This is a genomic window from Streptomyces sp. NPDC057654, from assembly GCF_042800135.1.
GTDB lineage: Bacteria > Actinomycetota > Actinomycetes > Streptomycetales > Streptomycetaceae > Streptomyces.
Map to the genome: position 1 here is coordinate 1 of NZ_JBHVHQ010000032.1, position 24,051 is coordinate 24,051.

A 24,051-nucleotide genomic window follows, 5' to 3' on the forward strand; every position below is an offset into this window, starting at 1 on the left:
CCGCTGTGGCGGGCACGGCCCCTCCCACCAGCCAGGACGCCCCGCGCGCCGTACCGGAACGCGCTCGTACCGGAACGCGCCTGTACCGGAAGAACCGCGATGCCATGCTTCGTTTCCTCGCCCGCCGCTCGCTCGGCGCGCTCGTCATCATCCTGCTGATCAGCGCGATCACGTTCTTCCTGTTCTTCGCGCTGCCCTCCGAGCCGGCCCTGATGTCCTGCGGCAAGAACTGCACGCCGGACGCGCTCGCCGTCATCAACAAGAACCTCGGCCTGGACCAGCCCGTACCCGTCCAGTACTGGCACTACATGATCGGCATCTTCGCGGGCCGCGACCTGACCGTGGGCCACTGCCCGGCCCCCTGCTTCGGCTACTCCTTCTCCAACCAGCAGCCGGTCTGGGGCACCATCGTCGACCGCTACCCGACGACGCTGTCGCTGGCGCTCGGCGGCGCGTTCGTCTTCCTGATCGTCGGCGTCGGCTTCGGCATGATCGCCGCGGCCCGGCGCGGCACGGTCGTCGACAAGATCTTCAGCTCGCTGTCGCTGATCGGCAACTCGCTCCAGATCTACTTCGTGGGCGTCATCGCGCTCGGCCTCTTCGTCAGCGGCGGGCTGCGCATCCTGGACGAGCCGGGCTATCACCCGTTCACGGAGAACCCCGGAAAGTGGTTCATGGGGATGCTGCTGCCCTGGCTGGTGCTGTCGATCATCTTCGTCGCCAACTACACCCGTATGACGCGCTCCCAGATGATCGAGCAGCTGGGCGAGGAGCATGTGCGGACGGCGCGGGCCAAGGGGCTGTCCCGCCGCGCCGTCTTCTTCCGCTACGCGTGGCGCGGGGCGCTGGCGCCCATCGTCACGATCTTCGGCATCGACCTCGGCTCGCTCTTCGGCGGCGCCATGATCACGGAGTTCACCTTCAATCTGCACGGCCTCGGGCGGCTCGCGGTCTCCTCGGTGACCGAGACGGACCTGCCGACGCTGATGGCGGTGATGCTCGTGGGCTGCACGGCGATCGTGGTGGCCAACATCATCGTGGACGCGGCGTACGCCTTCATCGACCCGCGCGTGCGCCTGGCGTGAGCGCCCCTGTGAGCCCGCCCCGTCCATCTCAGGAGCCTGGAGAACCACCGACGTGACCACTGTGACCCAGCCCGGCGCCGCCGGTCCCGCCCCGGACGCGGAGGCGGACCAGGACGACGCGTTCCTGTCCGTACGCGACCTGTATGTGCGCTTCGGCACCGAGGACGGCGTCGTCAAGGCCGTCGACGGGCTCTCCTTCGATCTCGCCCGGGGCCGCACGCTGGGCATCGTCGGCGAGTCCGGCTCCGGCAAGTCCGTCACCAACCTGACCGTTCTCGGGCTGCACGATCCGCGCAACACCGAGGTGAAGGGCGAGATCCGGCTGGACGGGCAGGAGTTGACCGGCGCGGGGGAACGGACGCTGGAGCGGCTGCGCGGCAACAAAATGGCGATGATCTTCCAGGACTCGCTGACGTCCCTCTCGCCGTACTACACGGTGGGCCGTCAGATCGCCGAGCCGTTCCGCAAGCACACCGGCGCCTCGCGGCGTGATGCGCGGCTGCGGGCGATCGACATGCTGGAGAAGGTCGGCATCCCCAACGCGGCTCTGCGCGTGGACGATTACCCGCATCAGTTCTCCGGCGGCATGCGGCAGCGCGCGATGATCGCTATGGCGCTGGTCTGCGACCCGGAGCTGCTGATCGCGGACGAGCCGACGACCGCCTTGGACGTCACCGTGCAGGCGCAGATCCTGGACCTGCTGCGGGACCTTCAGCAGCAGACCGGTTCGGCGATCATCCTGATCACCCATGACCTGGGGGTGGTCGCCAACACCGCTGACGACCTGCTGGTGATGTACGCGGGCCGGGTCGTCGAGCGCGGTACGGTCCGCGAGGTGCTACGGGCGCCCCAACACCCGTACACGTGGGGTCTGCTGGGCTCGATGCCACGTCTCGCCTCGAACGTGGCGGAGCCGCTCACTCCGATCCCGGGCGCGCCCCCGAGCCTGCTGGCCCCGCCGCCGGGCTGCCCGTTCCATCCGCGCTGCGGCTTCGCGGCCGACGTGCCCGGAGACCGGTGCCGTACGGAGCGACCGGAACTGCCGGACGGGCGCGGCGCGGCCTGCCATCTGACCGCGGAGCAGAAGCGGACCACCTTCACCGAGCAGATCAAGCCCCGGCTGGGCTGAGGAGCGAACGCAGATGACCGAGATCCTCGTCGCCGAGGGGCTGACCAAGCACTTCCCCATCATGGGCGGCTTTCCGATCAAGCGCCGCGTGGGAGCCGTGCAGGCCGTGGACGGCATCGACCTGACTGTACGGGCCGGGGAGAGCTTCGGCCTCGTCGGCGAGTCCGGCTGTGGCAAGTCCACCACCGGACGGCTGCTGACACGGCTGCTGGAGCCGACGGCAGGCCGGATCACGTACCAGGGGCAGGACATCACGCACGCGAGCCGCAAGGCGCTGGCCCCGGTCCGCTCCGAGATACAGATGATCTTCCAGGACCCGTACTCGTCCCTCAATCCGCGCCAGACAGTCGGCACGATCATCTCCGGCCCGATGGAGATCAACGGAATCGATCCGGAGGGCGGCCGGGAGGCCCGCGTCCGCGAGCTCCTGGAGATCGTCGGCCTCAGCCCCGAGCACTACAACCGCTTCCCGCACGAGTTCTCCGGCGGCCAGCGCCAGCGCATCGGCGTGGCCCGCGCCCTGGCCCTCGACCCCAAACTCATAGTCGCCGACGAACCGGTCTCGGCCCTCGATGTATCCATCCAGGCCCAGGTCGTCAACCTCCTCCAGGAGCTCCAGCGCGAACTGGGCATCGCCTTCCTCTTCATCGCCCACGACCTGGCCGTGGTCCGCCACTTCTCGCAGCGCGTGGCGGTCATGTACCTCGGCAAGATCGTCGAGGTCGGCACCAGGGACGACATCTACCAACGCCCCCGCCACCCGTACACCCATGCCCTGCTCTCGGCCGTCCCGGAAGCAACCTTGACCGACGAGACCGAGACCACCGCCCCCCGCCAACGCATCCGCCTCGCCGGCGACGTCCCCTCCCCCATCCAGCCCCCCTCCGGCTGCCGCTTCCGCACCCGCTGCTGGAAAGCCCAAGACGTCTGCGCCCGCGTCACCCCACCCCTCGAACGCCTCGACGGCAACCACGAGGGCCACTTGTCGGCCTGCCACTTCCCGGAGGCCCCGACGATGGCGATCGACCAGGACGTGGTCCTGGACCCGGCACTGCGGTCCGACAAACCGGGGGATTGACGGGCCGGGGGCGGGGCCTCTGTCAGTGGCCTCGGGCGACGACGAAGGTGAAGGCGAGAACGCTTACGAGCGTGCTCACAGTCACGAGGAGGGTGTGAAGTCGACTCATGCCCCTTCAGTCCTCCGTGCCCCGTCAGCATCGGGAAGGGGTGGCCGTGAGGTCTGCGCCTGCCTGACGACCGCCTGTCCGATGACCGCCTGTCCGGCGCACCCCGGCGGCGGTTCGAGAACGGCGTAGTCGTCGACGGTGCGGCAGTAGCGAGTGTGCCCGGTGCGCTGAGTGTGGCGGCGCATCCACTCTTCGACCCAGTCCGGGCTACCGGAACGGATCATTTCGCCGCAGTCCTTCTCCTCACCCGTCACGCATGCGGCCCGGTACTCGGGGTGGGTGGTCGTGTCCTGGGCGATGGTGAATGGCACGTAGCGGAAGGTGCGGCTCAACGGAACTCCTCGGGGGCTGCCGGTGGGGCGGGGGCCGCCATCGGGTGAGGCACTGAGCCGTACGGCGGTGTCGGGCTTGCCGCGTCCGGCGCGGTGTTCGTGGCACTGGCAGGGCGGGAACGCGGGCAGCATCGGGCCCGGGGGACGGGCAGTGCCGGGCGTCGGCGTCTTGGACACCAGGAGCGCACCGTCGATGCCGCATGTGGCGATCAGTTGCGACAGGTGCGCCCGCGCGGAACTCTTCACACGAACCGCCCCCGGAGGGCGTCCCGGACACGGGCGATCAACGCACGGGTCGGGGCGGCGAATTCGTGGGGACGGGGGATCACTTGCGGCACGAGGAGCGCGAGGCCCCCAGCCCTGATGAGGGCTTCGAGGGAGGCGGAGTCACTGGGCTCCGAGGTCGATTATGCTCACGCCGTCTTCCGCGCCGGGAATCCCCGTGAAGGGACGGCGGTGATCGAGAGCAAAGTCTCAGCGCGTATACGGCGTCACGAGGTCATGGAGCGGGAAGCACCTCCGTTGCTATGGGTCGTGCTGCATGAGGCGGCCCTCAGGACGTATGTGGGAGGACCACACGTCATGGCGCAGCAGCTCGAACACCTCGCGCGAGAAGCCGAGTCGCCGCACATCACCATCCAAGTGCTGCCCCTCGAAGCGGGCGCTCCCGCCACGGGGACCGCGTTTACATTGTTGACCTTCGAGGACTCCCCTACGGTGCTGCACACCGAGGGACCGCAGGGAGGCCGTCCGTACGAGAACGCGAAGACCGTGGCCACCGCCGTCGGCACCTACGACCGACTGCGGGCTCACGCCCTGTCCCCCGATGAGTCGATCGCTTACATCAATCGCCTGCGTCAAGGCATGTCCAAGGAGCGGACTTATGCGTAACGGAATTAGCTTGGCGTCCACCGAGTGGGTCCGGTCGTCGTACAGCGGGCCCGAGGGCGGCCAGTGCGTCGAGTGGGCTCCCAGCACCGTGGCTCGCGGCGGCGTTGTGCCCGTACGTGACAGCAAGGACCCCGACGGCCCTGTGGTCACTGTCTCCCCCGCCGCGTGGGCGGCATTCGTCGCGTTCGCGGCCCGCAACGACGCATAAGGCCGACGCCGGCTGCTCGTACACGCGGAAGGCCCCCACTCGTCCACCGTGGGGGTGGGGACGGTGCGGGGGCCCATGAGGCCGCGTGCGGTGCGTAACCGCTCAAGTGACTAGTGGGCGAAGCCCCAGTCGAGCATCTTGGTGGCGTCGTCGAAGCGGCCCTCGTCGTCGCGGAGGATCGCGCCGACCAGCGTGCGGTTGTCGCGCTTGGCGGCGAAGACGAGGCAGTAGCCGTCCTCCGGGCCGCTGCCGGTCTTGATGCCCAGGATGCCGTCGTAGCTGCTGAGCAGCTCGTTGGTGTTGTTCCAGGTGTAGTACCGGGTGTGGCCGTTGGCCGCCGGGGCCTCGGTCTTGAACTGCTTGTTCTTCACGACCTCGGCGAACGTCGGCTGGAGCATCGCGCGCTGGCCGAGCTTGGCCAGGTCGCGGGCGGTGCTGTGGTTGTTGCCGTGCGAGATGCCGTCGTATGTGTCGAAGTGCGTGCCCTTCATGCCCAGCGCCTGCGCCTCGTCGTTCATCTGACGCACGAAGTCGGCTATCCGCGCCTCCTCGGTGGCGCCGGAGCCGAAGTTGTCGGCCAGGGCCCGCGCGGCGTCCGAGCCGGACGGGATCAGCATGGCGTGCAACATCTGCTTCACGGTCAGCTTGTCGCCCGTTTGGAGGTCGGCGGTGCTGGCGCCGGCCTTCTGGACGTAGTCCCGGTACTCCTGCTTCACCTCGATCTGACGGTTCAGCCACTCCGGGTGCTTGAGCACCACCACGGCAGTCATGATCTTGGTGGTGCTGGCCATCGGCACGCTCTCGTCGGCCTTGGCCCCGCCCCACATCGGACGCTCCTGGCTGCCGTCGCGGGCGTCCAGCAGGAAGGCGTGGTCGGCCTTGATCTGGGGAGCGGCCTGGTCCTTCGGGTCCTGCGCGGCAGCGGTCTTGCCGGCCTTGTCGTTCGCCTTGTCACGGGCCTGGCCGTCGGCCCGGTCGTGGGCCTTGTTGCCGTTCTCGGCCTTCTGGTCGTTGTGGCCGTTCTGGTCCGCTACAGCGTGCTGCGTCGCCTGGAGCGGCTGCCGCTGCACGTCCTGCTGCTGATGTCCGGCCTCGTGACCGGCCGGAGTGGTGGCCTCAGGGCTCTGCTGGCCCTTCTCGTCCACGGAGTGCGCGGTACCGGGGGTGGCCGCCTCGGCGAGACCGGCGGCGCTGATCGGCAGGGCTGCGCCGACGAGCGCGACCATCGCGACACGGACCCCGGTGCGGTGTATCCGGTTGGGACGGGCGTGGGAACCCATGGGCATCCCTTCTTCCGGCGTGAGGGACGCCGGTGCGTAGTCGAAACTAGGTTTACAGCGAACCTACTTCCGTAATGACAGTGACTGTCAAGCTGGCTTTGTCATAGCCCCGTAACAGCGCCCAGCCCTCGTGAAGGCGATGTGGAGGCACCCTGCGGGCCCTGTGGAGCCACTCGCGCGGGGTGTCCAGCCGACTCCCCTGCGGCACACCTGCCCCATCGATCCCCCTTCATTCAGGCGCTCCCACCAACTCCTGGGCGTTAAGACCGCTTTGTCGGCCCATTGCCCAAGTGTGCCCGGCTACGCAGACAGTTCTGCCCCGTCGGCCGCACGCGGCAGGGACGGACGGCCACTCCCGGGAGGACGGACTGCGCGAGATCGCGAGCCGGGGCACGCGGCGAGCCCCCACACCCCGCCGCCAGGGCTCACGGAGAGTCACACCACTCCTGCCGCCCGTAGAGCGCTCGCGGTCCGCACCCCACCACCCATGGAGCATCCGACATCCGCGCAGCCCCCGATGTCAGCGCGGTTCCCGGATATCTGCGGCATCGACGCCGCCGCGCTCGACGTGGTGAGCGGAAAATGGAAAGGGCTGATCCTCTGGGAACTCCACACCCACGGCATACGCCGCTTCGCCGAACTCCGCCGCGGGCTTCCGGGGGTGAGCGAGAAGATGCTGACGCAGCACCTGCGGGAGATGGAGGACGACGGCCTCGTGCACCGGGAGGTCTTCGCCCAAGTGCCGCCGCGCGTGGAGTACTCCCTGACCACACACGGGAACACACTCAACGAAGCGCTCGGGGCGCTCAGCGCCTGGGGCACCGAGCGGATGCGCCGCGAAGGCTTCGAAGCGGTCGACACAACCGCGGCCTCACCCCATTAGGCCCCGTATCAGGACCCGTATTGGGCCCGGTCACCCCGCGGAGCCGGACGACCCCCCGGGAGCCCGCCCGAAGTCGGTGGTCAGCCAGTGCTCAATCGACTCGTCGGGGAATGCACGAGGCGGGTAAGTGCCCTCCACTGCCGAGATATCGGTGATCCGGTCGAGCCGAAAAGTGCGCCAGTCGTCGCGGTCGACGTCGAAACCCACCAGATACCACTGCCCTGCCCGCAGGAAGTGGCGGTACGGCTCGACCAGCCGGGTCGTCGGCCGGCCGTACTGGTCGACGTAGTCGAACCGCACCCGGCCGTCCCCGGCCACCGCGTCGGCGATCACTCCGACGGTCGCCGCCTCGACCACCGCGCCGGGCTGCTGCAACACCTCCGTCGCCAGGTCGGTCGCGGCCGCGCGGCGGCGCAGCGGTCGCGGCAGGACCTGGTCGAGCTTGAGCAGGGCGCTCGACGCCACCGCCTCCTCGGGCAGCCAGGCGCGGATCAGATGCAGCCCGGCCACCAGCGCGGTGATCTCGTCGGCGGTGAACAGCAGCGGCGGGATCTTGACGCCGGGGCGCAGCCGGTAGGCACTGCCCGGCCCCGGCCGCGCCTCCACCGTGTACCCGAGCCGCCGCAGCCGCTGGGCGTCGCGCCGTACGGTACGGACGCTCGTACCCAGGCGTTCGGCCAGGTCGGCGGCGGTCCACTCGCCGCCCGACTGGAGCAGCGTCAGCAAGGTCAGGGTCCTGGCCGTCGGTTCGGTGCCGAGGCCGGGGTCCATGTCCATCTCCATGTCCATGGGCTCAGCCTTCCCGGAAAGGCGGACATATTCCGGCCGCCTCTGCCCCTAGCCTGAAGCCGCCGAAGCCGCCGAAGCCGACGCATCAACTACAAAGAAATGAGGACATCATGCGAATCGCCGTCACCACCCCGACCGGCAACGTCGGCCGCCACGTCGTCACCGCGCTCGTACGCGCCGGAGTCCGGCCGCGCGTCCTGCTGCGCGATCCCGGCCGACTCGCCCCCGACATCCGGGACGAAGTGGACGCCGTACAAGTCGACCAGTACGAACCCGATTCAGTGGCGGCGGCCACCGCCGGCATCGACGCGCTGTTCTGGGTGGACCCGCCCGCCGAGGGAACGGACCCGCTCGCCGACTACGCCCGCGCCACCGACAGCGTGGTCCGCGCCGTCACCGGCAACGGGATCGGCCGCGTCGTCTTCCAGAGCAGCGTCGGCGCCGAGAAGCGTCATGGCGCGGGCGAGATCGACGGCCTGGCACGCACCGAGACCGCGCTCGACGGCCTCGGCATCGACGTCACCCACCTCCGCTGCGGCTACTTCTTCACCAACCTGGAATTCCAGCTCGACGCCCTGCGCGCCGGAACGCTCCAGGTGATCCTGCCCCTCGACCTGCCCATGGCCTGGGTCGCGCCCCGCGACATCGCCGAGGTGGCCGCCGCCCGGCTGCTCTCCCCCGGCTGGTCCGGGCGGTGCGTCCAGGGCGTCCATGGAGCCGCCGACCTCACCTGGCGGCAGGTCGCCGACATCCTCACCGCCGCCACCGGCCGCCGGATCGGCGTCGAGCGGATCACCGACGACGCCATGCGCGCCCAGCTCCAAGGGGTCGGAATGTCCGACGGGCTGGTCGAGGCCGTACTCGGCATGTCGACCGGCCTCCGCGAGGACTTCGCCCCGGAACAGCCCCGCACCGTACGGACCACGACCCCGACCACGCTCGCCGCCTGGGCGTACGACACGCTACGACCGCAGATCACCGACGCGTCGTCGTGAGCCCCGGCACCGTACGCACATACGTGCATACGTCACACCAGCCCAGGCGGCCTCCGCCCGCGTACCGGACTGACCCCTTCCAGGGCTGCCCCGACCCGCAACAGAGTCCCCTCGTCGTACCAGCGCGACACGAGCTGCACGCCGATCGGCAGCCCCTCCATGCTCGCCCCACTCGCCCCGCTCGCCTCACTCGCCCCGCTCGCCCCAAACGGCAGCGACAGCGCGGGCAGCCCCGTGAGGTTGAAGGGAACGGTCGCGCGCATGATGCCGCGCGCCGGGACGGTGACGCCCCCGACGTCGAACTTCGACAGGGCGTGCGGCGGAGCGGGAATGGGACATACGGGGCACAGCAGTACGTCGTAGTGCTCGAAGTACCCGGCGAACAGCGAGCTGAGCCGCTCCACTTGGCGCTGCGCGTCGAGATAGTCGGCCATCGCGATCTCCGGCGCGGCGAGCGTGCGCTGGATGACAGCGTGCAGTTCGGACTCGCGGCCGGCGGCGACCCGGCGGAAGTACGGCACCACCTCGGCGGTGAACAGCACCATGCTCAGCGCGGTCGCGTCGATGTCCGCCAGCCCGGCCAGTCCGTTCCCCAGCCCGTTCCCCGGTCCGTTCCTCAACCCATTTGTCGAGCCGGCCCCGTCCACCCCGTCCACCCCGACCGGCTCGACCGTGCAGCCCAGCTCCCGCAGCGCGTCGGCCGCCGCCTCGACCGTGGCCGCGACCTCGCGGTCCACCGGCCCGAAGGCGGGATCGGCCGCCCAGCCCACCCGCAGCCCGGCCGGCCCCTCCCGGAGGCCGTCCCGCGGGTCGACCGCGAGCGGCAGTCGCCGTACGTAGCCGTCGACGCCGTCCGGCCCCGCGAGGATCTTCAGCGCGGTCGCGATGTCCCGAACGCTGCGCGCCATCGGGCCGACGTGCCAGTAGCGGCCGGGGATTTCCGGCCAGTGCCCGGTGATCGGCACCCGGCCGCGGGTCGCCTTCAGCGCGACGATGCCGGTGTCGTGGGCCGGGCCTCGTACGGAAATGGCGACGTCACTGCCCAGTCCGAGTGGCGACATCCCGGCGGCGATCGCGGCCGACTCCCCGCCGCTGGAGCCGCCCGGAGTCCGCTCGCCGTCCCAGGGGTTGCGGGACCGGCCGGTGACCAGGTTGTCCGTCTCGGTCCAGTAGGAGAACTCCGGCAGGTTCGTCTTGGCCAGCGGAATCCCGCCGGCCGCCCGGAATCGGGCCACCGCCGTCGCGTCCTTCCCCGGCACCCGGTCCCGGAACAGCGACGAACCGCGCATCGCCGCCGTCCCCGCCACGTCCAGCGAGTCCTTGACCGTGAACGGGACCCCGTGCAGCGCCCCCGTGGCGGCCCCGTCCGACACTGCCCGGTCGGCCGCGCGCGCCGCGTCGAGCGCCTGCTCGGCGGCGACCGTCACAACGGCGTTGACCTGCGGATCGACCGCCTCGATGCGGTCCAAGTGCGCCTGCACCACCTCGACCGCGGAGATCTGCCGCGCTCCGACGAGCTCCGCCAGTTCCGTCGCGTCCCGGTAGTGGATCTCGTTCTCGCCCATCGCCCACTCGCCTCCTCGCCGCACGGACGTAAGCTGCACAGCCGCACGGAACCGTACGGAGTCATACGGAACCGTACGCACAGCAAGATCACGATAAGCGCGGAACCCGTCGCCGAAGCCACCCCGTTGGGGAAGTCACACCCGTACCGACAAGCAGCGCGACCTACCCGTCGGCCGTCGCCCCCGACCCGGCAGGCCCGGCGACCCCGCCGCTGCCCCCGCCCCGCCCCGTATCCACAATCCGCCGCTCCTCCGCGAAGTGGCACGCGGACTCGTGCGCCGCCGGACCGCCGGCCTCCCGGAACACCTCCGGCACCGCCAGCAGCGGCACCTTCTCCGCGCACACCGCCTCCGCCTTCCAGCACCGGGTGCGGAACCGGCAGCCGGACGGCGGATTGGCCGGGGACGGCACGTCGCCGGAGAGCAGAATCCGCTCGCGCCGGTCCCGCGCCTCGGGATTGGGCACCGGTACGGCCGACAGCAGCGCCTGGGTGTACGGGTGGGTCGGGTGCTCGTAGATCTGGTCCTCGGTCCCGGTCTCCGCCAGCCGCCCCAGATACATCACCGCCACCCGGTCGGAGATGTGCCGCACCACGGACAGGTCGTGCGCGATGAAGACGTACGACAGATCGAACTCGTCCTGGAGCCGCTCCAGGAGATTGACCACCTGCGCCTGTACGGACACATCCAGCGCCGAGACGGGCTCGTCGGCGACGATCACTTCGGGGCGCAGCGCGAGCCCGCGGGCGATGCCGATGCGCTGGCGCTGGCCGCCGGAGAACTGGTGCGGATACCGGTTGATGTACTCGGGGTTGAGCCCGACGACATCCAGCAGGTCCTGCACCTTCTTGCGACGGCTGCCCTTCGGAGCCACCTCCGGGTGGATCTCGTACGGCTCCCCGATGATGTCGCCGACCGTCATCCTCGGATTGAGCGAGGTGTACGGGTCCTGGAACACCATCTGAATGTTGCGCCGTACGGTTTTGAGCGCGCGCCCGGAGAGCCGGGTGATGTCCTCGCCCTTGTACAGGATCTGCCCGCTCGTCGGCCGCTCCAGGTTGACCAGCAGCTTCGCGACCGTCGACTTGCCGCAGCCCGATTCGCCGACGATGCCCAGCGTCTCGCCGCGGGCCAGCCCGAAGGAGACCGTGTCGACCGCTCGTACCGCTCCGACATGCTTCTTCATCAGGATGCCGCGCGTCAGCGGATAGAGCTTGGCGAGGTCGCGTACTTCGAGGATCGGCTCGGTACGCGCCGGGGCCGGGGCCGCCTCGCTCTCCTTGGTCAGCTCAGGCATCGGCGAGCTCCTCCTTCCAGAAGTGACAGGCGCTGGCGCGGCCCGGCAGCGGCGTGCCGTCCTCCTCGGCGACCTCGTACAGCGGCGGCCGGTCCGTACGGCAGATGTCCTGCACGCGCGGGCAGCGCGGGTTGAAGGGGCAACCGGGCGGGATCGCGACGAGGTTGGGCGGCAGCCCCTTGATCGCGTACAGCTGCTGCCCCTTCTGATCGAGCCGGGGAATCGAGTCGAGCAGTCCGCGGGTGTACGGGTGGGCCGGGCGTTTGTACAACTCGTGTACGGGCGCGGTTTCCACGATCCGGCCCGCGTACATCACCGCGATCTTGTCGGCCACATCCGCGACCACGCCCAGGTCATGGGTGATCAGGATGAGCCCCATGTTGTACTCGCGCTGGAGCTCCGCGAGCAGGTCCATCACCTGGGCCTGCACCGTCACGTCCAGCGCGGTGGTCGGTTCGTCCGCGATGATCAGGTCCGGCTGGAGCGCCAGCGCCATCGCGATCATGATGCGCTGGCGCATACCGCCGGAGAACTGGTGCGGATAGTCCCCGACCCGCTCGCGCGCCGCCGGGATGCGCACCCGGTCCATCAGCTCGACGGCCTTCGCCCGCGCCGCCTTGCGGGACATCCCCTGGTGTACCTCGTACATCTCGCCGAGCTGCGCGCCGACCGAGACCACCGGGTTCAGCGCGGAGAGCGCGTCCTGGAAGATCATCGCCATCTTCGCGCCGCGCACCTTGCGGCGCGCCTCGCGCCCCATCGTCAGCAGGTCCTCGCCCTTGAAGAGCACCTCCCCGCCCGTCACGAACCCCGGCGGGGAGTCGAGGATGCCCATCACGGCCTGCGCGGTCACCGACTTTCCCGACCCCGACTCGCCGAGCACGGCGAGGGTCTCGCCCGCGTCGACGCTGTAGGAGACCCCGTTGACGGCCTTGGCCACGCCGTCCCTCGTGCGGAACTCGACCTGGAGGTCGCGCACGTCCAGCAATGTCGTCTCTCGATCGCGATCGTCCGGCGACGGCGATGGCGGTGTCGACGCCGGGGTCGATGCCGGTGTCGAAGTCGATGTCGATGGCGTCATCCGACGTCTCCTCAGCGCAGCTTGGGGTCGAGGGCGTCGCGGACCGCGTCGCCGAGCATGATGAAGGCGAGCACCGTGATGGACAGCGCGCCGGCCGGCCACAGCAACATGTGCGGGGCGTTGCGGATACGGGTCGCGGCGTCCGAGATATCGATGCCCCAGGAGACGGTCGGTGGCTTCAGCCCGACGCCGAGGAATGACAGGGTCGCCTCCAGCGCGATATACGTGCCGAGCGCGATCGTCGCCACGACGATCACCGGTGCGACGGCGTTCGGCGCGATGTGCCGCAGCAGCAGCCGCCCGTTGCCCGCGCCCAGCGCCCGCGCCGCCTGCACGAAGTCGTTCTGCTTGATCGTCACCACCGAGCCGCGCGCGATACGCGAGATCTGCGGCCAGCCCAGCAGCACGATGAAGCCGACGACCGGCCAGACGGAGCCGCTGGTGACCACGGACAGGAAGACCAGGCCGCCCAGGATGATCGGGATGCCGAAGAACACGTCCGCGATCCGCGACAGCAGCGCGTCCCACCAGCCGCCGAAGAACCCGGCCAGGCCGCCGAGCACGCTGCCCAGCAGCGCCGCGCCCGCCGTCGCGCAGATGCCGACGGTGATAGACGCCCGCGCCCCGTAGACGACGCGTGTGTAGACGTCGCGGCCCTGGGTGTCGTACCCGAAGGGATGGCCGGGCGAGGCACCGCGCTGCGCCTTGGAGAGGTCCGCCCTGTACGGGCTGCCGCTCGCGATCAGGGACGGCCAGATCGCGATGACGACGAGGAAGAGGATGACGAGCGCGGAGATGATGAAGACCGGGTTCCGGCGCAGGTCGTGCCAGGCGTCGGACCACAGGCTGCGGGCTTTGAGTGAGGGGTCGCCCGGAGCGCCCGGCCCTCCCGGGGCCCTTTCAAGGGTCTCGGCCTCGCCGATGGCGAGTGCGGCGGTGGCCCCGTCGCCGTGCGAGACGGCTTCCTTGGGTACGTACGGCTCAGGCATAGCGAATCCTCGGGTCGAGCACGGCGTAGAGGAGATCCACGAGCAGGTTCGCCAGCAGGAAGACGATGACGAGGATGGTCACGAAGCCGACCACCGTCGGCGAGTTCTGCCGCAGGATGCCCTGGTAGAGCTGGTAGCCGACGCCGTGGATGTTGAAGATCCGCTCGGTGACGATCGCGCCGCCCATCAGCGCCCCGATGTCGGTGCCGATGAAGGTGACGACCGGGATGAGCGAGTTCCGCAGCAGATGGCGGGTGATCACCCGGCGTCTCGGCAGCCCCTTGGCGACGGCCGTGCGGACGTAGTCGGCGCGGGCGTTCTCGGCGATCGACGTGCGGGTCAGCCGGGTCACGTAGGCGAGCGAGACCAGCGCGAGTACGAGCCCGGGGAGCAGCAGTTCGCCCAGTGGCGCCTCGGGTGACACGGAAGCGGCGGCCGTCTCCCATTTCACGCCGAACACGTACTGGAGGAGGTAGCCGCTGACGAACGTCGGGACGGAGACGACGATCAGGGTCAGCAGCAGGACGGTCGTGTCCACCGCGCGCCCGCGCCGCATCCCGCTGAAGACGCCGAGCACGATGCCGATGACCATCTCCAGGACGATCGCCACGAGCGTGAGCCGCAGCGTCACCGGGAAGGCGGTGGACATCAGCTCGGTGACCTTCTGGCCGTTGAAGGCGGTGCCGAAGTTCCCTTGCAGCACCTGCCCCATGTAGTGCAGGTACTGCTTCCACAGCGGTTCGTCGAGGTAGAGGTCCTTGCGGATCTGGGCGGCGGTCGCGGGGTCGGGCGCCTTGTCGCCGAAGAGGGCGGCGACGGGGTCGCCCAGCGCGTACACCATGAAGAAGATCAGGAACGTGCTGCCGATGAACACCGGGATCATCTGGAGCAGCCGCCGGATCACATAGCGTCCCATGGGGGCTCCGGGGTTGGTGGGAGGGTCTGGCCCGGCGGGCGGTGCGGCCCGCCGGACCCCTGGCTGCCTGCGGTCAGTTGACCTTGATCTCGTTGTAGACCGGGACGCTGAACTGGTTCAGCGCGACATTGCTGATGCTCTCGGAGTAGCCCGCGCTCCCGTTCTGGTACCAGAGCGGGATCACCGGCATCTGCTCGGCGAGCACCTTCTCCGCGTCCTGGAAGTCGGACACCGCCTTCGCCTTGTCGCTCTCGCCGTTCGCCTTGTCCACCAGCCGGTCGAAGTCGGGGCTGCTGAACTTCCCGTCGTTGGACGAGGCGTTGGTGTAGTAGAGGGGCTGGAGGAAGTCCTGGATGAGCGGGTAGTCCATCTGCCAGCCGGTGCGGAACGGGCCGGTCATCTGGTGCCCGCCGAGCTTGTTGCGGAAGTCCGCGAACGTGCCGATCGGGTTGACCGTGCACGCCTTCTCGCTGCCGAGGACGTTGTTGATGCTGTTGCAGACCGCGTCCATCCACACCCGGTGCGAGCCCGTGTCGACATTGGAGGTGACGGTCACCTTGCCGCCCGGCAGCCCGCCGCCCTCGGTGATCAGCCGCTTGGCCTCCTCGGCGTTGTACGAGCAGACGGTCCCGCACAGCCCCGCCTTGTAGCCGCCCTCCGCCTTGAGCACCGGCGAGGTCCAGTCCGTGGCCGGGACCCGGGTCTTCTGGTAGATCTCGTCGGTGATCTGCCGGCGGTTGATGGCCATGGACAGGCCCTTGCGGACCTTCGCCATCCCGCTCTTGGACCACGCCTTGTCGTACATCGGGAAGGACAGCGTCTGGAGGATGCCGGCGGGCTGATTGATATAGCGGTCACCGAGGTCGGCCTTGACGTTCCTGAGCTGCTGGGCCGGGATGTCGTCGGCGAGGTCCAGGTTGCCGGCCTGGAGATCGGTGTACGCGGTGTTGCTGTCGGTGTAGACCCGCAGCTCGACGCCGTTGTTCCGCGCCTTGTCGTCCCCCGGGTACTCGTCCCACTTGGCGAGCCGCATCACGGTGCCCTTGTCGTACGAGCGCACGGTGTACGGGCCGTTGCCGATGGGCTTGTCGATCCAGCCGTCGTGGTCGTCGAAGAACGCCTTCGGCAGCGGCGAGAACGCGGCGTAGCCGAGGGTGTCGGGCCAGGTGGAGAACTTCTGGTTGAGCCGGACCGTGAACGTCCGGTCGTCCTTGACCGCCAGCCCCGACAGCGTCTTGGCGCTCGGTTTCCCGGAGTCCGGATGGGCCTTGTCGTAGCCGTCGATGTACTGGAAGAAAGAGGCGTTCTTCTGCTTGTTGCCGAGCGCCGCCCCGTAGTTCCAGGCGTCCACGAAGGAGTGCGCCGTGACCTTCTCGCCGTTGCTGAAGGTCCAGCCGTCCTTGATGGTGATGGTGAAGTTCCGCTGGTCGGAGGTCTTGATCCGGTCGGCGATGACGTTGACGGCCTTGCCGCTCCTGGGGTCGTACTTCTTCAGCCCCCGGAAGATCATGTCCAGTACCTTGCCGCCCTGGACCTCATTGGTGTTCGCGGGCTCCAGCGGATTCTGCGGATCGCCCCATGACGCCCGTACGGCCCCGCCCTTGCCCACGCTCCTGCCGCCCCCGCAGCCCGTAGCGGCCAGGGCGACGACGACCATCACCCACACGGCCCACTTGGCGCGCGTGGCTCCGCGCATGAAGTGCCTCCTCCGGGTCCCAGGACTCGCTTAGGCCCAAATAACACCCCATGCGGTTACGCAGTGCATCTTTACGGCTGCCGTACGTGTGCCTTTGGCCGGGGAAACCGCCCGTACGCGTGAGGCGGGGGGCGCGTTGCCACTCGCGGACGGCGGCGGGCGGCGGGGGCGGCGCGGGTCGCGGGGGCGGCGCGGGTGGCGCTAGGTGGCACCGCCTGGCGCCAGGTGACGCCAGGTGACGCCAGGCGGCAGCAGGCGGCACCATTCGGCGCGCCAGAGGGGGCTGCGGCGGCGCACGGCGCCGCGCTGACACAACTTGATGCAGCTTGACGCGAGCGCATTTCAGCAGGTCATAGCGGGTTCACGGGTGACACTCCACAGTTCCCCCGATCGTGGGGTTGCCACTGACGCCAGAGTGGTGCCACTATGACATCACGAGGTCAGCGGCCCGCCTCTCCGAAAGGGGCGGCGCAAGGCTTCAGAGCCACAGAAGCCCAGCCCGGAAGATCCAGAAGAGCCAAGAGGACGGGACAGCCATGCCTTCTTTCGACACTCCAGCGACGATCTCGGCCACCGCCCACGTGGAAGCCGGATCCATCCGGTTCGTCGCAGCCGACCGGCTCGACACCGCCGTCGAGGTACGGCCCCGCGACCGCGCGAAGGACCAGGACGTACGGGCGGCCGAGCAGACCGAGGTCACATACGAGAGCGGTCTGCTGACCATCAGGACGCCCAAGCAGCGCAACGTCATCGGGCGCACCGGCACCGTGGACGTGACGGTCGAACTGCCCACGGGCTCACAGGTGGAGACCACCGGAGCCTGGGCCCAGGTCCACGGCGAGGGCCGGCTCGGAGAGGTGCGGGTGCGGACCTCGTCGGGCGACGTCCGCCTCGGCACCACCGGCCCGCTGTACCTGACGGCGACCCACGGCAGCATCACCGTGGACCGCGTCGAAGGCCCGGCCGAGATCACCACCAGCTCCGGCAGCCTGCGCGTCGGCACCATCGACGGCGCCGCCACCCTGAAGAACACGCACGGCACCACGACCGTCGGCGACGCGCGGAGCGACCTGCGGGTGAGCGGCGCCGACGGCGACATCTCCATAGAGCGCGCCGAGGGCTCGGTCACCGCCACCACCGCGCACGGCACCCTGCGCGTCGCCGAAGTCGCTCGCGGTGCGGTCCAGTTGGAGACCTCCTACGGAGCCATCGAGATCGGCATCCGCGAGGGCACGGCGGCCTGGCTCGACGTCGATTCGCGCTCCGGTCATGTGTACAGCGCGCTCGCCGCGACCGGGAGCCCGCGGAAGTCCGAGGAGACGGTGGAGGTCAGGGCCCACACCCGCTACGGCAACATCGACATCCGCCGCTCCCGGGCCGCCTGACACCTCAACCACCGCGCGAACCAGCCCACTTGGCCGCGAACAACACCTCCGATCGGGACAGCCCATGCCTTCACCTGTCATGCCCACGACCACATCCACGTCCACATCCACGTCCACATCCCGGCGGGATGACGGCCGCCAGCCGCCCGCCGTCTCCACCGCCGATCTGCGCAAGTCGTACGGTGACAAGACCGTTCTCGACGGCATCGATCTGCGGATCCCGGCCGGCACCGTGTTCGCGCTGCTGGGGCCGAACGGCGCCGGCAAGACCACCACCGTGCAGATCCTGTCCACGCTCGTCGCCGCCGACGGCGGCCAGGCGCAGGTCGCGGGGCACGACGTGGCCACGGCGCCGGACGGCGTACGCGCCGCGATCGGCGTCACCGGCCAGTTCGCCGCGCTCGACGACCTGCTCACCGCCGAGGAGAACCTGCTCCTCATGGCCGACCTGCTGCGCCTCGGCAAGCGCGAAGGGCGCAAACGGGCCAAGGAGTTGCTGGAGCGGTTCCAGATCGCGGACGTCGCGCACAAGCGCGCCGCGTTCTTCTCCGGCGGCATGCGGCGGCGGCTCGACCTCGCCATGACGCTGGTCGGCGACCCGCAGGTGATCTTCCTCGACGAGCCGACGACCGGACTGGACCCGCGCAGCCGCCGCACGATGTGGGAGACCGTGCGCTCACTGGTCGCCGGCGGCGTCACCGTCTTCCTCACCACGCAATACCTGGAGGAGGCCGACCAGTTGGCGGACCGGATAGCGGTCCTGGACGGCGGGCGGATCGTCGCCGAGGGCACGGCCGACGAGCTCAAGGCGCAGATCCCCGGCAGCCATGTCCGCCTGCGGTTCACCGGCCCCGACGAGTACGAGCGGGCGGCCGCCGCCTTCCCCGGCGCGGCCCGCGACGACGAGGAGCTCGCCCTGCGCGTGGCGGGCGACGGCGGGCTGGACGCGCTGCGCGCCCTGCTCGACCGGCTCGACGCCGCCGGCGTCCGCGCCGCCGACTTCTCCGTGCACACCCCCGACTTGGACGACGTGTTCCTGGCCCTGACCGGGGACGGCGCCACTCCCGCTACCGCTACCGCTGCCTCCGCCTCTGCCACCACCGCCGCGTCCCACGCGAAGGAGCCCCTCCGATGAGCACCCTCACCTATGCCGTGCACGACTCGATGACGATGCTGCGGCGGAACGTGAAACACGCGATCCGCTACCCGTCCGTGGGGCTGGGCAGCGCCATGACGCCGATCCTGATGCTGCTGCTGTTCGTGTACGCCTTCGGGGACTCGATCGGCACCGGTATGGGCGGCGGCCGGGACGCGTATCTGAACTATCTGACGCCCGGCATCATCATCATGGGCGTGGCCGCGGGCTCGATGTCCACCTCGATCGCGGTCTGCTCCGACATGACCGAAGGCATCATCAACCGTTTCCGCACCATGAACATCACGCGCTCGTCGTTCATGACGGGCCATGTCCTGGGCAGCGTCGCCCAGACGATGGTGTGCGCCGTGCCGGTCGTCGGCGTCGCGTTCGCCGTCGGCTTCCGCTCCGGGGCGACCCCGCTGGAGTGGCTGGCGGCGGCCGGCTTCCTCGCGGTCATCGCCTTCTCGGTGACCTGGCTGTCCGTGGCGCTGGGCCTGATCTCCAAGACCGTCGAGTCGGCGAGCAACAAGCCGCTGCTGATCCAGTTCCTGCCGTTCCTCGGCTCGGCGTTCGTACCGGCCGAATCCATGTCGCCGGGCCTGCGCTGGTTCGCCGAGTACCAGCCGTTCACCCCGATGATCGAGACGCTGCGCGGCCTGCTCACCGGGACGGAGATAGGCAACAGCGCCTGGATAGCGCTGGCTTGGTGCGCGGGGATCACGCTGGTCGGCTACGTCTGGTCGCGGTCGCTCTTCAACAGCACGACCAAGCGCTGAGTGCTCCTCGGGGCGCGTCCAGATCGCGACGGCGAACCGGAGCGGGACCGGCCCTAGGAAGCCCCGCCGCGCGGCAGCGGCAACGGCAGAAGGGCGACGATGTCCTCCGCCGGCCGACCGGAATGCAGGCCGATCAGGTCGGCGAGCAACTCGTCCAGGGGTGGCCAGGGGAGGTTGCCGTGGTCGTTGTAGAGACTGATGAGGCCGTGCATGGCGGTCCAGAGCATGAGACCGGCCTGCCACTGCCGCTCGACCGTGGAGCCCGTCCGTTCGGGACCGGCGACGGCGGCCAGGGAGGCGACGACGGATTCGAGGAGTTCGGCCCCGTCCCCATGGGTCGAACCGGGGACGGTATCGGCGGCCATCCGTCCGCCGAACAAGGTCCGGTAGTGACCGGGCTGTTCGACTCCCCAGTGCACATAGGCCGCGCACCGCGCCACGAGGTCGGCCAGCGGGGTCGGGGCGGATGCGGCGGCCTCGTTCATCCGGCGGGCCAGTTCGGCGTAGCGCAGCCGCAGAACGTGCTGGATCAGCGCGCTCAGGTCCGGAAAGTGGCTGTAGATGCTGGCCGGTGCGACGCCGACCTCGCGTGCGACCTGCCGGAGGGTCAGGGTCTCCGGGCGGTCGAGGGTGGCAAGCAGCTTGGCGGCGGCGTCCACGAGCTGGTCCTTGAGCACCTGCCCCTGGCCGCGCGGGTTACGGCGGCGGGCGACGGCCCGCTCCTGAGGCGGCACACCGGCCCCCTTCCGACCTCGACACCTTCAACAACGACTGTTCACTTTACAGCCCCGACCCGCCTTGACACCGACTGACCAACACTCGTTTACTTACTTCACCAACAGTTGTTCAGTCATAGCGAACGGATCAGGGATCACCATGCGCATTGCGGTACTAGGCGCGTCCGGACAGGTCGGCGGCCTCGTCGTCGACCAGGCGCTGGAACGCGGACACCACGTCGTGGCGCTGGCCCGCACCCCGGGCAAGATCACCGCGCCCACGGCGCGCCGGGCCGAGATCCGGCAGGCGGACGTCTTCTCCCCCGAGACCTTCCCCGGCCTCGACGATGTCGACGTGGCCGTCTCGGCCATCGGCGTCGGCAAGGGCGACGGCCTGGGCGCGCTGGCCGCCGGAGCCGAACTGCTCGCCGCCGCACACGTCCGTACGGTGTGGCTCGGCGCGCTGGGCTCCGGCGCGTCGACCGGCGCGGGCGGCCGGATCTACCAGGCGGTGATGCGCATGGCTGTGGGCAAGGAACTGAGCGCCAAGGCCGAGGCGGACCGGATAGCCCTGGCCGCAGGCGCCGCCGTCTTCCACGCCCCGGACCTCACCGGCGGCCCCCTCAGCCCGAACCGCCGCATCGTGCCCCTCGCGGACCTACGGCGTCCGCTTCTCCCGCCGAGGATGTCCCGCGCCTCCGTGGCCGCTCTCATGCTGGACGAGGCGGAGACGGGCGCCCACGGCGGCGCGATCGTCGTGCCGCTCGGCTGATCTCGGCGGTGTTAGCCGGGCGTTAGCGGTGCGGCGTTCAGGCGGTAGCGGAGGCGACCAGAGTGGTGGACGTACCGAGGAATCACCGAAACAACGTCGCCGACTGCCCCCGGGGGACTCGCAATGCGCTCCAAGGCCACCACCCTCACCGCTCGCCGCCGCACCCTGCGCATGGCCGCCATCGCCCTGACCGCGGCCGCCGGCCTCAGCCTGACCGCCTGCTCCGGCTCCGACGACAGCGGCGCCAAGTCCATGGGCCAGGCAGCCGCCTCCGAGTCTCACAACGGTGGTTCCGGCGACAAGGCACAGGGCACCGGCGGCAAGACCGACACCAAGACGGACGGCAAGACGGGCGCGAAGACCGGCACCAAGTCGGCGGCCGAGGACGGCGACTCGTCGGAGACGGCGGTCAGCAACCTCCCCCTCCCCGACGGCAGTGAAGCCCGCGTCACCAAGGTCGGCGACCAGAACTTCCGCGCCAAGATCGTCAACAAGGGCGACACCCTCGCCACCATCGAAACCCACGACGGGGCCGCCGGGCTCGATGCCAACGACATGTTCGTCGTCCTGACCACCGACGGCCGCATCCACTCCTGGATGGGCGACAGCCAGACCGGCCCCGGCACCTTCGCGCTCAAGGGCGGCTTCGACGCCAAGGTCACCAAGGTCGGCGAGCTCCACTACCGCGCCGAACTCACCGACAGCGACGGCAACGTCGTCGACACCATCGAAACCGCCGACCAGCACGACATCGGCGTCGACGCCAACGGCGTCTACATCGTCCTCAGCAACGGCGGCGTCATCAGCTCGCACGACTAGACACGACGCGACACTGCGCGACACGACCGAAGTCGCGCAGTGAGAGGTGCCGTGGGCCCAGGGCCTACGGCACCTCTCGACGTACCAACGCCCGCGCGAACGGCTCCCCCGTCCTCCGCGCGTAGGCCATCCGCTCCCGCACCTCGCTGAGCGTGCGCGGGCGATACCCGGGACCACCGCAGCAGCTCTTATGAAAGCGGACACCGGCGTTCAGCAGCACCGCCAGCGTCCGCCAGCCCGCGGTATCGCGCCGCCGCGGCGGCGCGAAGGCAGAGCCCACGTGGGTCAACGCCCCGGCGCAACGCGGGCAGATCCGTTCGTGATCGCCGACGTAGCGCTGCTTGTACGAGGCCCGGCAGGGCAGGCAGACGTAGGAGGTCTTCGAGTGGGCCATGCCAGGCACAGTAGGCCGTGCCTGATCCGGACTCGACGGGTTTTCCGTCCGGGTCCGCTGTCGGCAGCCGGCCCTCGGGCTCATCGGACGACAGCAGTGGGATCCCGGGAAGAACGGCTCGTCCTGATCGACGGCCGTTCTTTCCGGGACCCCACTGCTGGGTGGGTGAACCGGCCACTGCGATCAGGCGACCAGGCGGGCGGCGTGGCTGCTCCGGCCGGAGCGGGAGCGGCGGATGTCCGCGACAGCCAGGGCGATCATGACGGCGGGGATGAGGATGTCGTTGGCCAGGATGCCGCCCGTGTTTCCGGCGGCGTGGTCGCCGTGGGCGAACCACTGGTAGACGTGCCCGATCGTGGCTCCCCACAGGAACGCGGCGGCCGCGATCCCGCTCGTGAGGCGCTCGCGGGCCGAGGCGGACGCGCCGCGGAAGCCCAGCAGGGCGAGGCCGAGGTTGGCGAAGGCGATCTCGAACTGGAACGGCGAGTGGGCGAAGCCGATGGCGTCGGCCATGGCGTCCGGTACCGCCAGGAACGAGATCGTGATCCACAGACTGCCGATGCCGAGGGCGCCGATGGACCACCAGCGCTGCCAGATCTCCAGCGCCGGCCGGCCGTTGCTGCGGCGGCGGCAGCTCACCAGTGCGCCGAGGGCGGGCACCAGCATGAAGAGCATCGGGAACGTGGTCTGAACGGCGTAAGGGAGGTTGTCCATGACCTGAGTGTTGCATGGTTAATATTAACAATGCAAGTGTCCGGTAGGGTGGACGCATGGATGAAGGATTGGCAGAGCTCCTGCACCGCGTGGTCATGCTGATGGGCGAGGCAGCCCGGCGCCGCTCCGGCCCGAACCAGCGCCTCTCCCCGAGCCAACTGCGGCTGCTGGGTACCCTGGAGGAGATCCAACCCGCCACCCAGCACCAGCTCGCCGAGGCCCTGACCCTGTCCGACCCCGCCGTCAGCCGCGCCCTGCGCCCACTGGAGGCCGAGGGGTACGTGACGATCAACGTCGACCCCGCCCACCGGCGCCGCCGCCTGGTCACCCTCACCCCAATGGGCCAGGCCACTTTCCTGGCGGAAGGCAAACCCCTGGAAGAAGAGTTCCGCACCGCCCTCGTGGACGCCGGCTTCCCCTACGACCGCTACCTAGCCGACACCAATCGCCTCGCGGCGCTCCTGACCTCCGACGAGCCCCGCCGCCCAGCCACACCCCGGAAACCGGCCGCCGCCCCGGAATCGGGTACGGGCTGAACAGACCTGGCCCTGACCCTGGCCCGGGCCCGGGTAGCCATGACAGGTCGCGGGGACGAGCCGCCGTCCCGCATCTGGGCCGGTGGGCCAGTGGGCCAGTTCGGCCTGGGGCTGGGACTGATGTCCAGGCGGCTGCCGCGTGGGGCGGCATCCGGGTCCAGAGCGTCGGCAGCGGGAGGGAGGGGGCGGGGAGGGGCGGGTTCCGTCACGCTGCGCAGTTGGCTGCTGCCGCGAGACGGCCTTTCCGAGCCTTCGACCGCGAGCACGTCTCGGGCCTGCGGCCCACAGCGCGGGGGCGGTTGAGTGGGGCGGTATTGCGCCCGGCCGGGTACTGCTTTCGTCTCGGACCCTCCGGGTCCAAGGCGCCAGCAGCGGAGGGGGAAGGGGCGGGGCTGCGCTCGGTTCGCTGCCTGCGGCTTGGTGGGTGGCTGAGGTCAGGGCTGGCTCCGCTGCGCTGCGCCGCTGGCTGCTGCCGCGA

The 24,051-nt window shown here is 69.8% G+C and carries 24 protein-coding genes and 1 pseudogene; 13 read left to right on the forward strand and 12 right to left on the reverse strand.

The window, feature by feature from the left end; translation table 11 throughout:
- The first annotated feature begins 104 nt into the window (after positions 1-104).
- From ACFU99_RS05030 to ACFU99_RS05040, 3 genes and pseudogenes are all read left to right on the forward strand, one after another.
- On the forward strand, positions 105-1,085 hold the full coding sequence (locus ACFU99_RS05030; protein ID WP_384385973.1) for an ABC transporter permease: 981 nt from the start codon (positions 105-107) through the stop codon (positions 1,083-1,085).
- A gap of 52 nt (positions 1,086-1,137) precedes the next feature.
- Entirely contained in the window at positions 1,138-2,214 is a 1,077-nt protein-coding gene (locus ACFU99_RS05035) for an ABC transporter ATP-binding protein (protein ID WP_384385908.1), read from the forward strand.
- A pseudogene (locus ACFU99_RS05040) lies at positions 2,168-3,292 on the forward strand (ABC transporter ATP-binding protein); the annotation flags it as partial. The gene ACFU99_RS05035 and the pseudogene ACFU99_RS05040, both read left to right, overlap by 47 nt.
- Before the next feature lie 105 nt (positions 3,293-3,397).
- On the opposite strand, the gene ACFU99_RS05045 reads toward ACFU99_RS05040, so the two are convergent.
- Positions 3,398-3,733: a hypothetical protein gene (locus tag ACFU99_RS05045; protein ID WP_384385911.1), complete on the reverse strand. Its 336-nt coding sequence runs from the start codon at positions 3,731-3,733 to the stop codon at positions 3,398-3,400.
- 363 nt (positions 3,734-4,096) lie between these two features.
- Between ACFU99_RS05045 and ACFU99_RS05050 the strand changes: the two genes are divergently transcribed.
- Both ACFU99_RS05050 and ACFU99_RS05055 read left to right on the forward strand, forming a co-directional pair.
- A complete protein-coding gene (locus ACFU99_RS05050) occupies positions 4,097-4,624 on the forward strand; it encodes a DUF5753 domain-containing protein (RefSeq protein WP_384385914.1) in 528 nt (175 codons plus the stop codon).
- Positions 4,617-4,832, forward strand: coding sequence for a DUF397 domain-containing protein (locus ACFU99_RS05055; protein WP_384385916.1), 216 nt, complete (start codon positions 4,617-4,619; stop codon positions 4,830-4,832). The genes ACFU99_RS05050 and ACFU99_RS05055 overlap by 8 nt, the downstream gene beginning before the upstream one ends.
- A 110-nt stretch (positions 4,833-4,942) precedes the next feature.
- Here ACFU99_RS05055 and ACFU99_RS05060 read toward each other — a convergent pair whose 3' ends face one another.
- A complete protein-coding gene (locus ACFU99_RS05060) occupies positions 4,943-6,112 on the reverse strand; it encodes a D-alanyl-D-alanine carboxypeptidase family protein (protein ID WP_384385920.1) in 1,170 nt (389 codons plus the stop codon).
- 487 nt (positions 6,113-6,599) lie between these two features.
- Between ACFU99_RS05060 and ACFU99_RS05065 the strand changes: the two genes are divergently transcribed.
- Positions 6,600-6,995 (forward strand): winged helix-turn-helix transcriptional regulator, encoded by a 396-nt coding sequence (locus ACFU99_RS05065; protein ID WP_384385923.1) that lies wholly within the window; start codon positions 6,600-6,602, stop codon positions 6,993-6,995.
- 30 nt (positions 6,996-7,025) lie between these two features.
- Here the strand turns inward: ACFU99_RS05065 and ACFU99_RS05070 are convergent, their stop codons facing one another.
- Positions 7,026-7,784 (reverse strand): helix-turn-helix transcriptional regulator, encoded by a 759-nt coding sequence (locus tag ACFU99_RS05070; protein WP_384385926.1) that lies wholly within the window; start codon positions 7,782-7,784, stop codon positions 7,026-7,028.
- Between the two features lie 110 nt (positions 7,785-7,894).
- Between ACFU99_RS05070 and ACFU99_RS05075 the strand changes: the two genes are divergently transcribed.
- A complete protein-coding gene (locus ACFU99_RS05075) occupies positions 7,895-8,779 on the forward strand; it encodes an NAD(P)H-binding protein (RefSeq protein ID WP_384385928.1) in 885 nt (294 codons plus the stop codon).
- Between the two features lie 32 nt (positions 8,780-8,811).
- On the opposite strand, the gene ACFU99_RS05080 is transcribed toward ACFU99_RS05075, so the two are convergent.
- From ACFU99_RS05080 to ACFU99_RS05105, 6 genes are all read right to left on the reverse strand, one after another.
- A complete protein-coding gene (locus ACFU99_RS05080) occupies positions 8,812-10,344 on the reverse strand; it encodes an amidase (protein ID WP_384385931.1) in 1,533 nt (510 codons plus the stop codon).
- 163 nt (positions 10,345-10,507) lie between these two features.
- Complete coding sequence (locus tag ACFU99_RS05085; protein ID WP_384385934.1) at positions 10,508-11,641, reverse strand: ABC transporter ATP-binding protein; 1,134 nt, start codon at positions 11,639-11,641, stop codon at positions 10,508-10,510.
- The gene (locus ACFU99_RS05090; RefSeq protein WP_384385937.1) at positions 11,634-12,722 is read right to left on the reverse strand and encodes an ABC transporter ATP-binding protein; all 1,089 of its coding nucleotides are present in this window, start codon (positions 12,720-12,722) and stop codon (positions 11,634-11,636) included. The genes ACFU99_RS05085 and ACFU99_RS05090 overlap by 8 nt, the downstream gene beginning before the upstream one ends.
- A gap of 11 nt (positions 12,723-12,733) precedes the next feature.
- Positions 12,734-13,711 (reverse strand): ABC transporter permease, encoded by a 978-nt coding sequence (locus tag ACFU99_RS05095; RefSeq protein ID WP_384385939.1) that lies wholly within the window; start codon positions 13,709-13,711, stop codon positions 12,734-12,736.
- Positions 13,704-14,627 (reverse strand): ABC transporter permease, encoded by a 924-nt coding sequence (locus ACFU99_RS05100; RefSeq protein WP_384385942.1) that lies wholly within the window; start codon positions 14,625-14,627, stop codon positions 13,704-13,706. The genes ACFU99_RS05095 and ACFU99_RS05100 overlap by 8 nt, the downstream gene beginning before the upstream one ends.
- A 73-nt stretch (positions 14,628-14,700) precedes the next feature.
- On the reverse strand, positions 14,701-16,323 hold the full coding sequence (locus tag ACFU99_RS05105) for an ABC transporter substrate-binding protein (protein WP_384385945.1): 1,623 nt from the start codon (positions 16,321-16,323) through the stop codon (positions 14,701-14,703).
- 536 nt (positions 16,324-16,859) lie between these two features.
- Between ACFU99_RS05105 and ACFU99_RS05110 the strand changes: the two genes are divergently transcribed.
- From ACFU99_RS05110 to ACFU99_RS05120, 3 genes are all read left to right on the forward strand, one after another.
- Positions 16,860-17,708 carry a DUF4097 domain-containing protein gene (locus tag ACFU99_RS05110; RefSeq protein ID WP_384385947.1) on the forward strand — a complete coding sequence of 283 codons (849 nt, stop codon included), beginning with the start codon at positions 16,860-16,862 and terminating at the stop codon, positions 17,706-17,708.
- Between the two features lie 79 nt (positions 17,709-17,787).
- Positions 17,788-18,843 carry an ATP-binding cassette domain-containing protein gene (locus ACFU99_RS05115; protein ID WP_384385950.1) on the forward strand — a complete coding sequence of 352 codons (1,056 nt, stop codon included), beginning with the start codon at positions 17,788-17,790 and terminating at the stop codon, positions 18,841-18,843.
- Entirely contained in the window at positions 18,840-19,622 is a 783-nt protein-coding gene (locus ACFU99_RS05120) for an ABC transporter permease (RefSeq protein WP_384385953.1), read from the forward strand. The genes ACFU99_RS05115 and ACFU99_RS05120 overlap by 4 nt, the downstream gene beginning before the upstream one ends.
- A 53-nt stretch (positions 19,623-19,675) precedes the next feature.
- Here the strand turns inward: ACFU99_RS05120 and ACFU99_RS05125 are convergent, their stop codons facing one another.
- Positions 19,676-20,356 (reverse strand): TetR/AcrR family transcriptional regulator, encoded by a 681-nt coding sequence (locus tag ACFU99_RS05125; protein ID WP_384385956.1) that lies wholly within the window; start codon positions 20,354-20,356, stop codon positions 19,676-19,678.
- Between the two features lie 142 nt (positions 20,357-20,498).
- On the opposite strand from ACFU99_RS05125, the gene ACFU99_RS05130 reads away from it, so the two are divergent.
- Together ACFU99_RS05130 and ACFU99_RS05135 are read left to right on the forward strand one after the other, a co-directional pair.
- Positions 20,499-21,110, forward strand: a complete 612-nt coding sequence (locus ACFU99_RS05130) for an NAD(P)-dependent oxidoreductase (protein ID WP_384385959.1) — start codon at positions 20,499-20,501, stop codon at positions 21,108-21,110.
- Positions 21,111-21,233: 123 nt separating this feature from the next.
- Positions 21,234-21,929 (forward strand): hypothetical protein, encoded by a 696-nt coding sequence (locus ACFU99_RS05135; RefSeq protein WP_384385961.1) that lies wholly within the window; start codon positions 21,234-21,236, stop codon positions 21,927-21,929.
- A gap of 64 nt (positions 21,930-21,993) precedes the next feature.
- Here the strand turns inward: ACFU99_RS05135 and ACFU99_RS05140 are convergent, their stop codons facing one another.
- Positions 21,994-22,323 (reverse strand): deoxyxylulose-5-phosphate synthase, encoded by a 330-nt coding sequence (locus tag ACFU99_RS05140; RefSeq protein ID WP_384385964.1) that lies wholly within the window; start codon positions 22,321-22,323, stop codon positions 21,994-21,996.
- 183 nt (positions 22,324-22,506) lie between these two features.
- Positions 22,507-23,037, reverse strand: coding sequence for a DUF6790 family protein (locus ACFU99_RS05145; RefSeq protein WP_384385967.1), 531 nt, complete (start codon positions 23,035-23,037; stop codon positions 22,507-22,509).
- 56 nt (positions 23,038-23,093) lie between these two features.
- Between ACFU99_RS05145 and ACFU99_RS05150 the strand changes: the two genes are divergently transcribed.
- The gene (locus ACFU99_RS05150) at positions 23,094-23,573 is read left to right on the forward strand and encodes a MarR family winged helix-turn-helix transcriptional regulator (RefSeq protein ID WP_384385970.1); all 480 of its coding nucleotides are present in this window, start codon (positions 23,094-23,096) and stop codon (positions 23,571-23,573) included.
- The last annotated feature ends 478 nt before the right edge of the window (positions 23,574-24,051 follow it).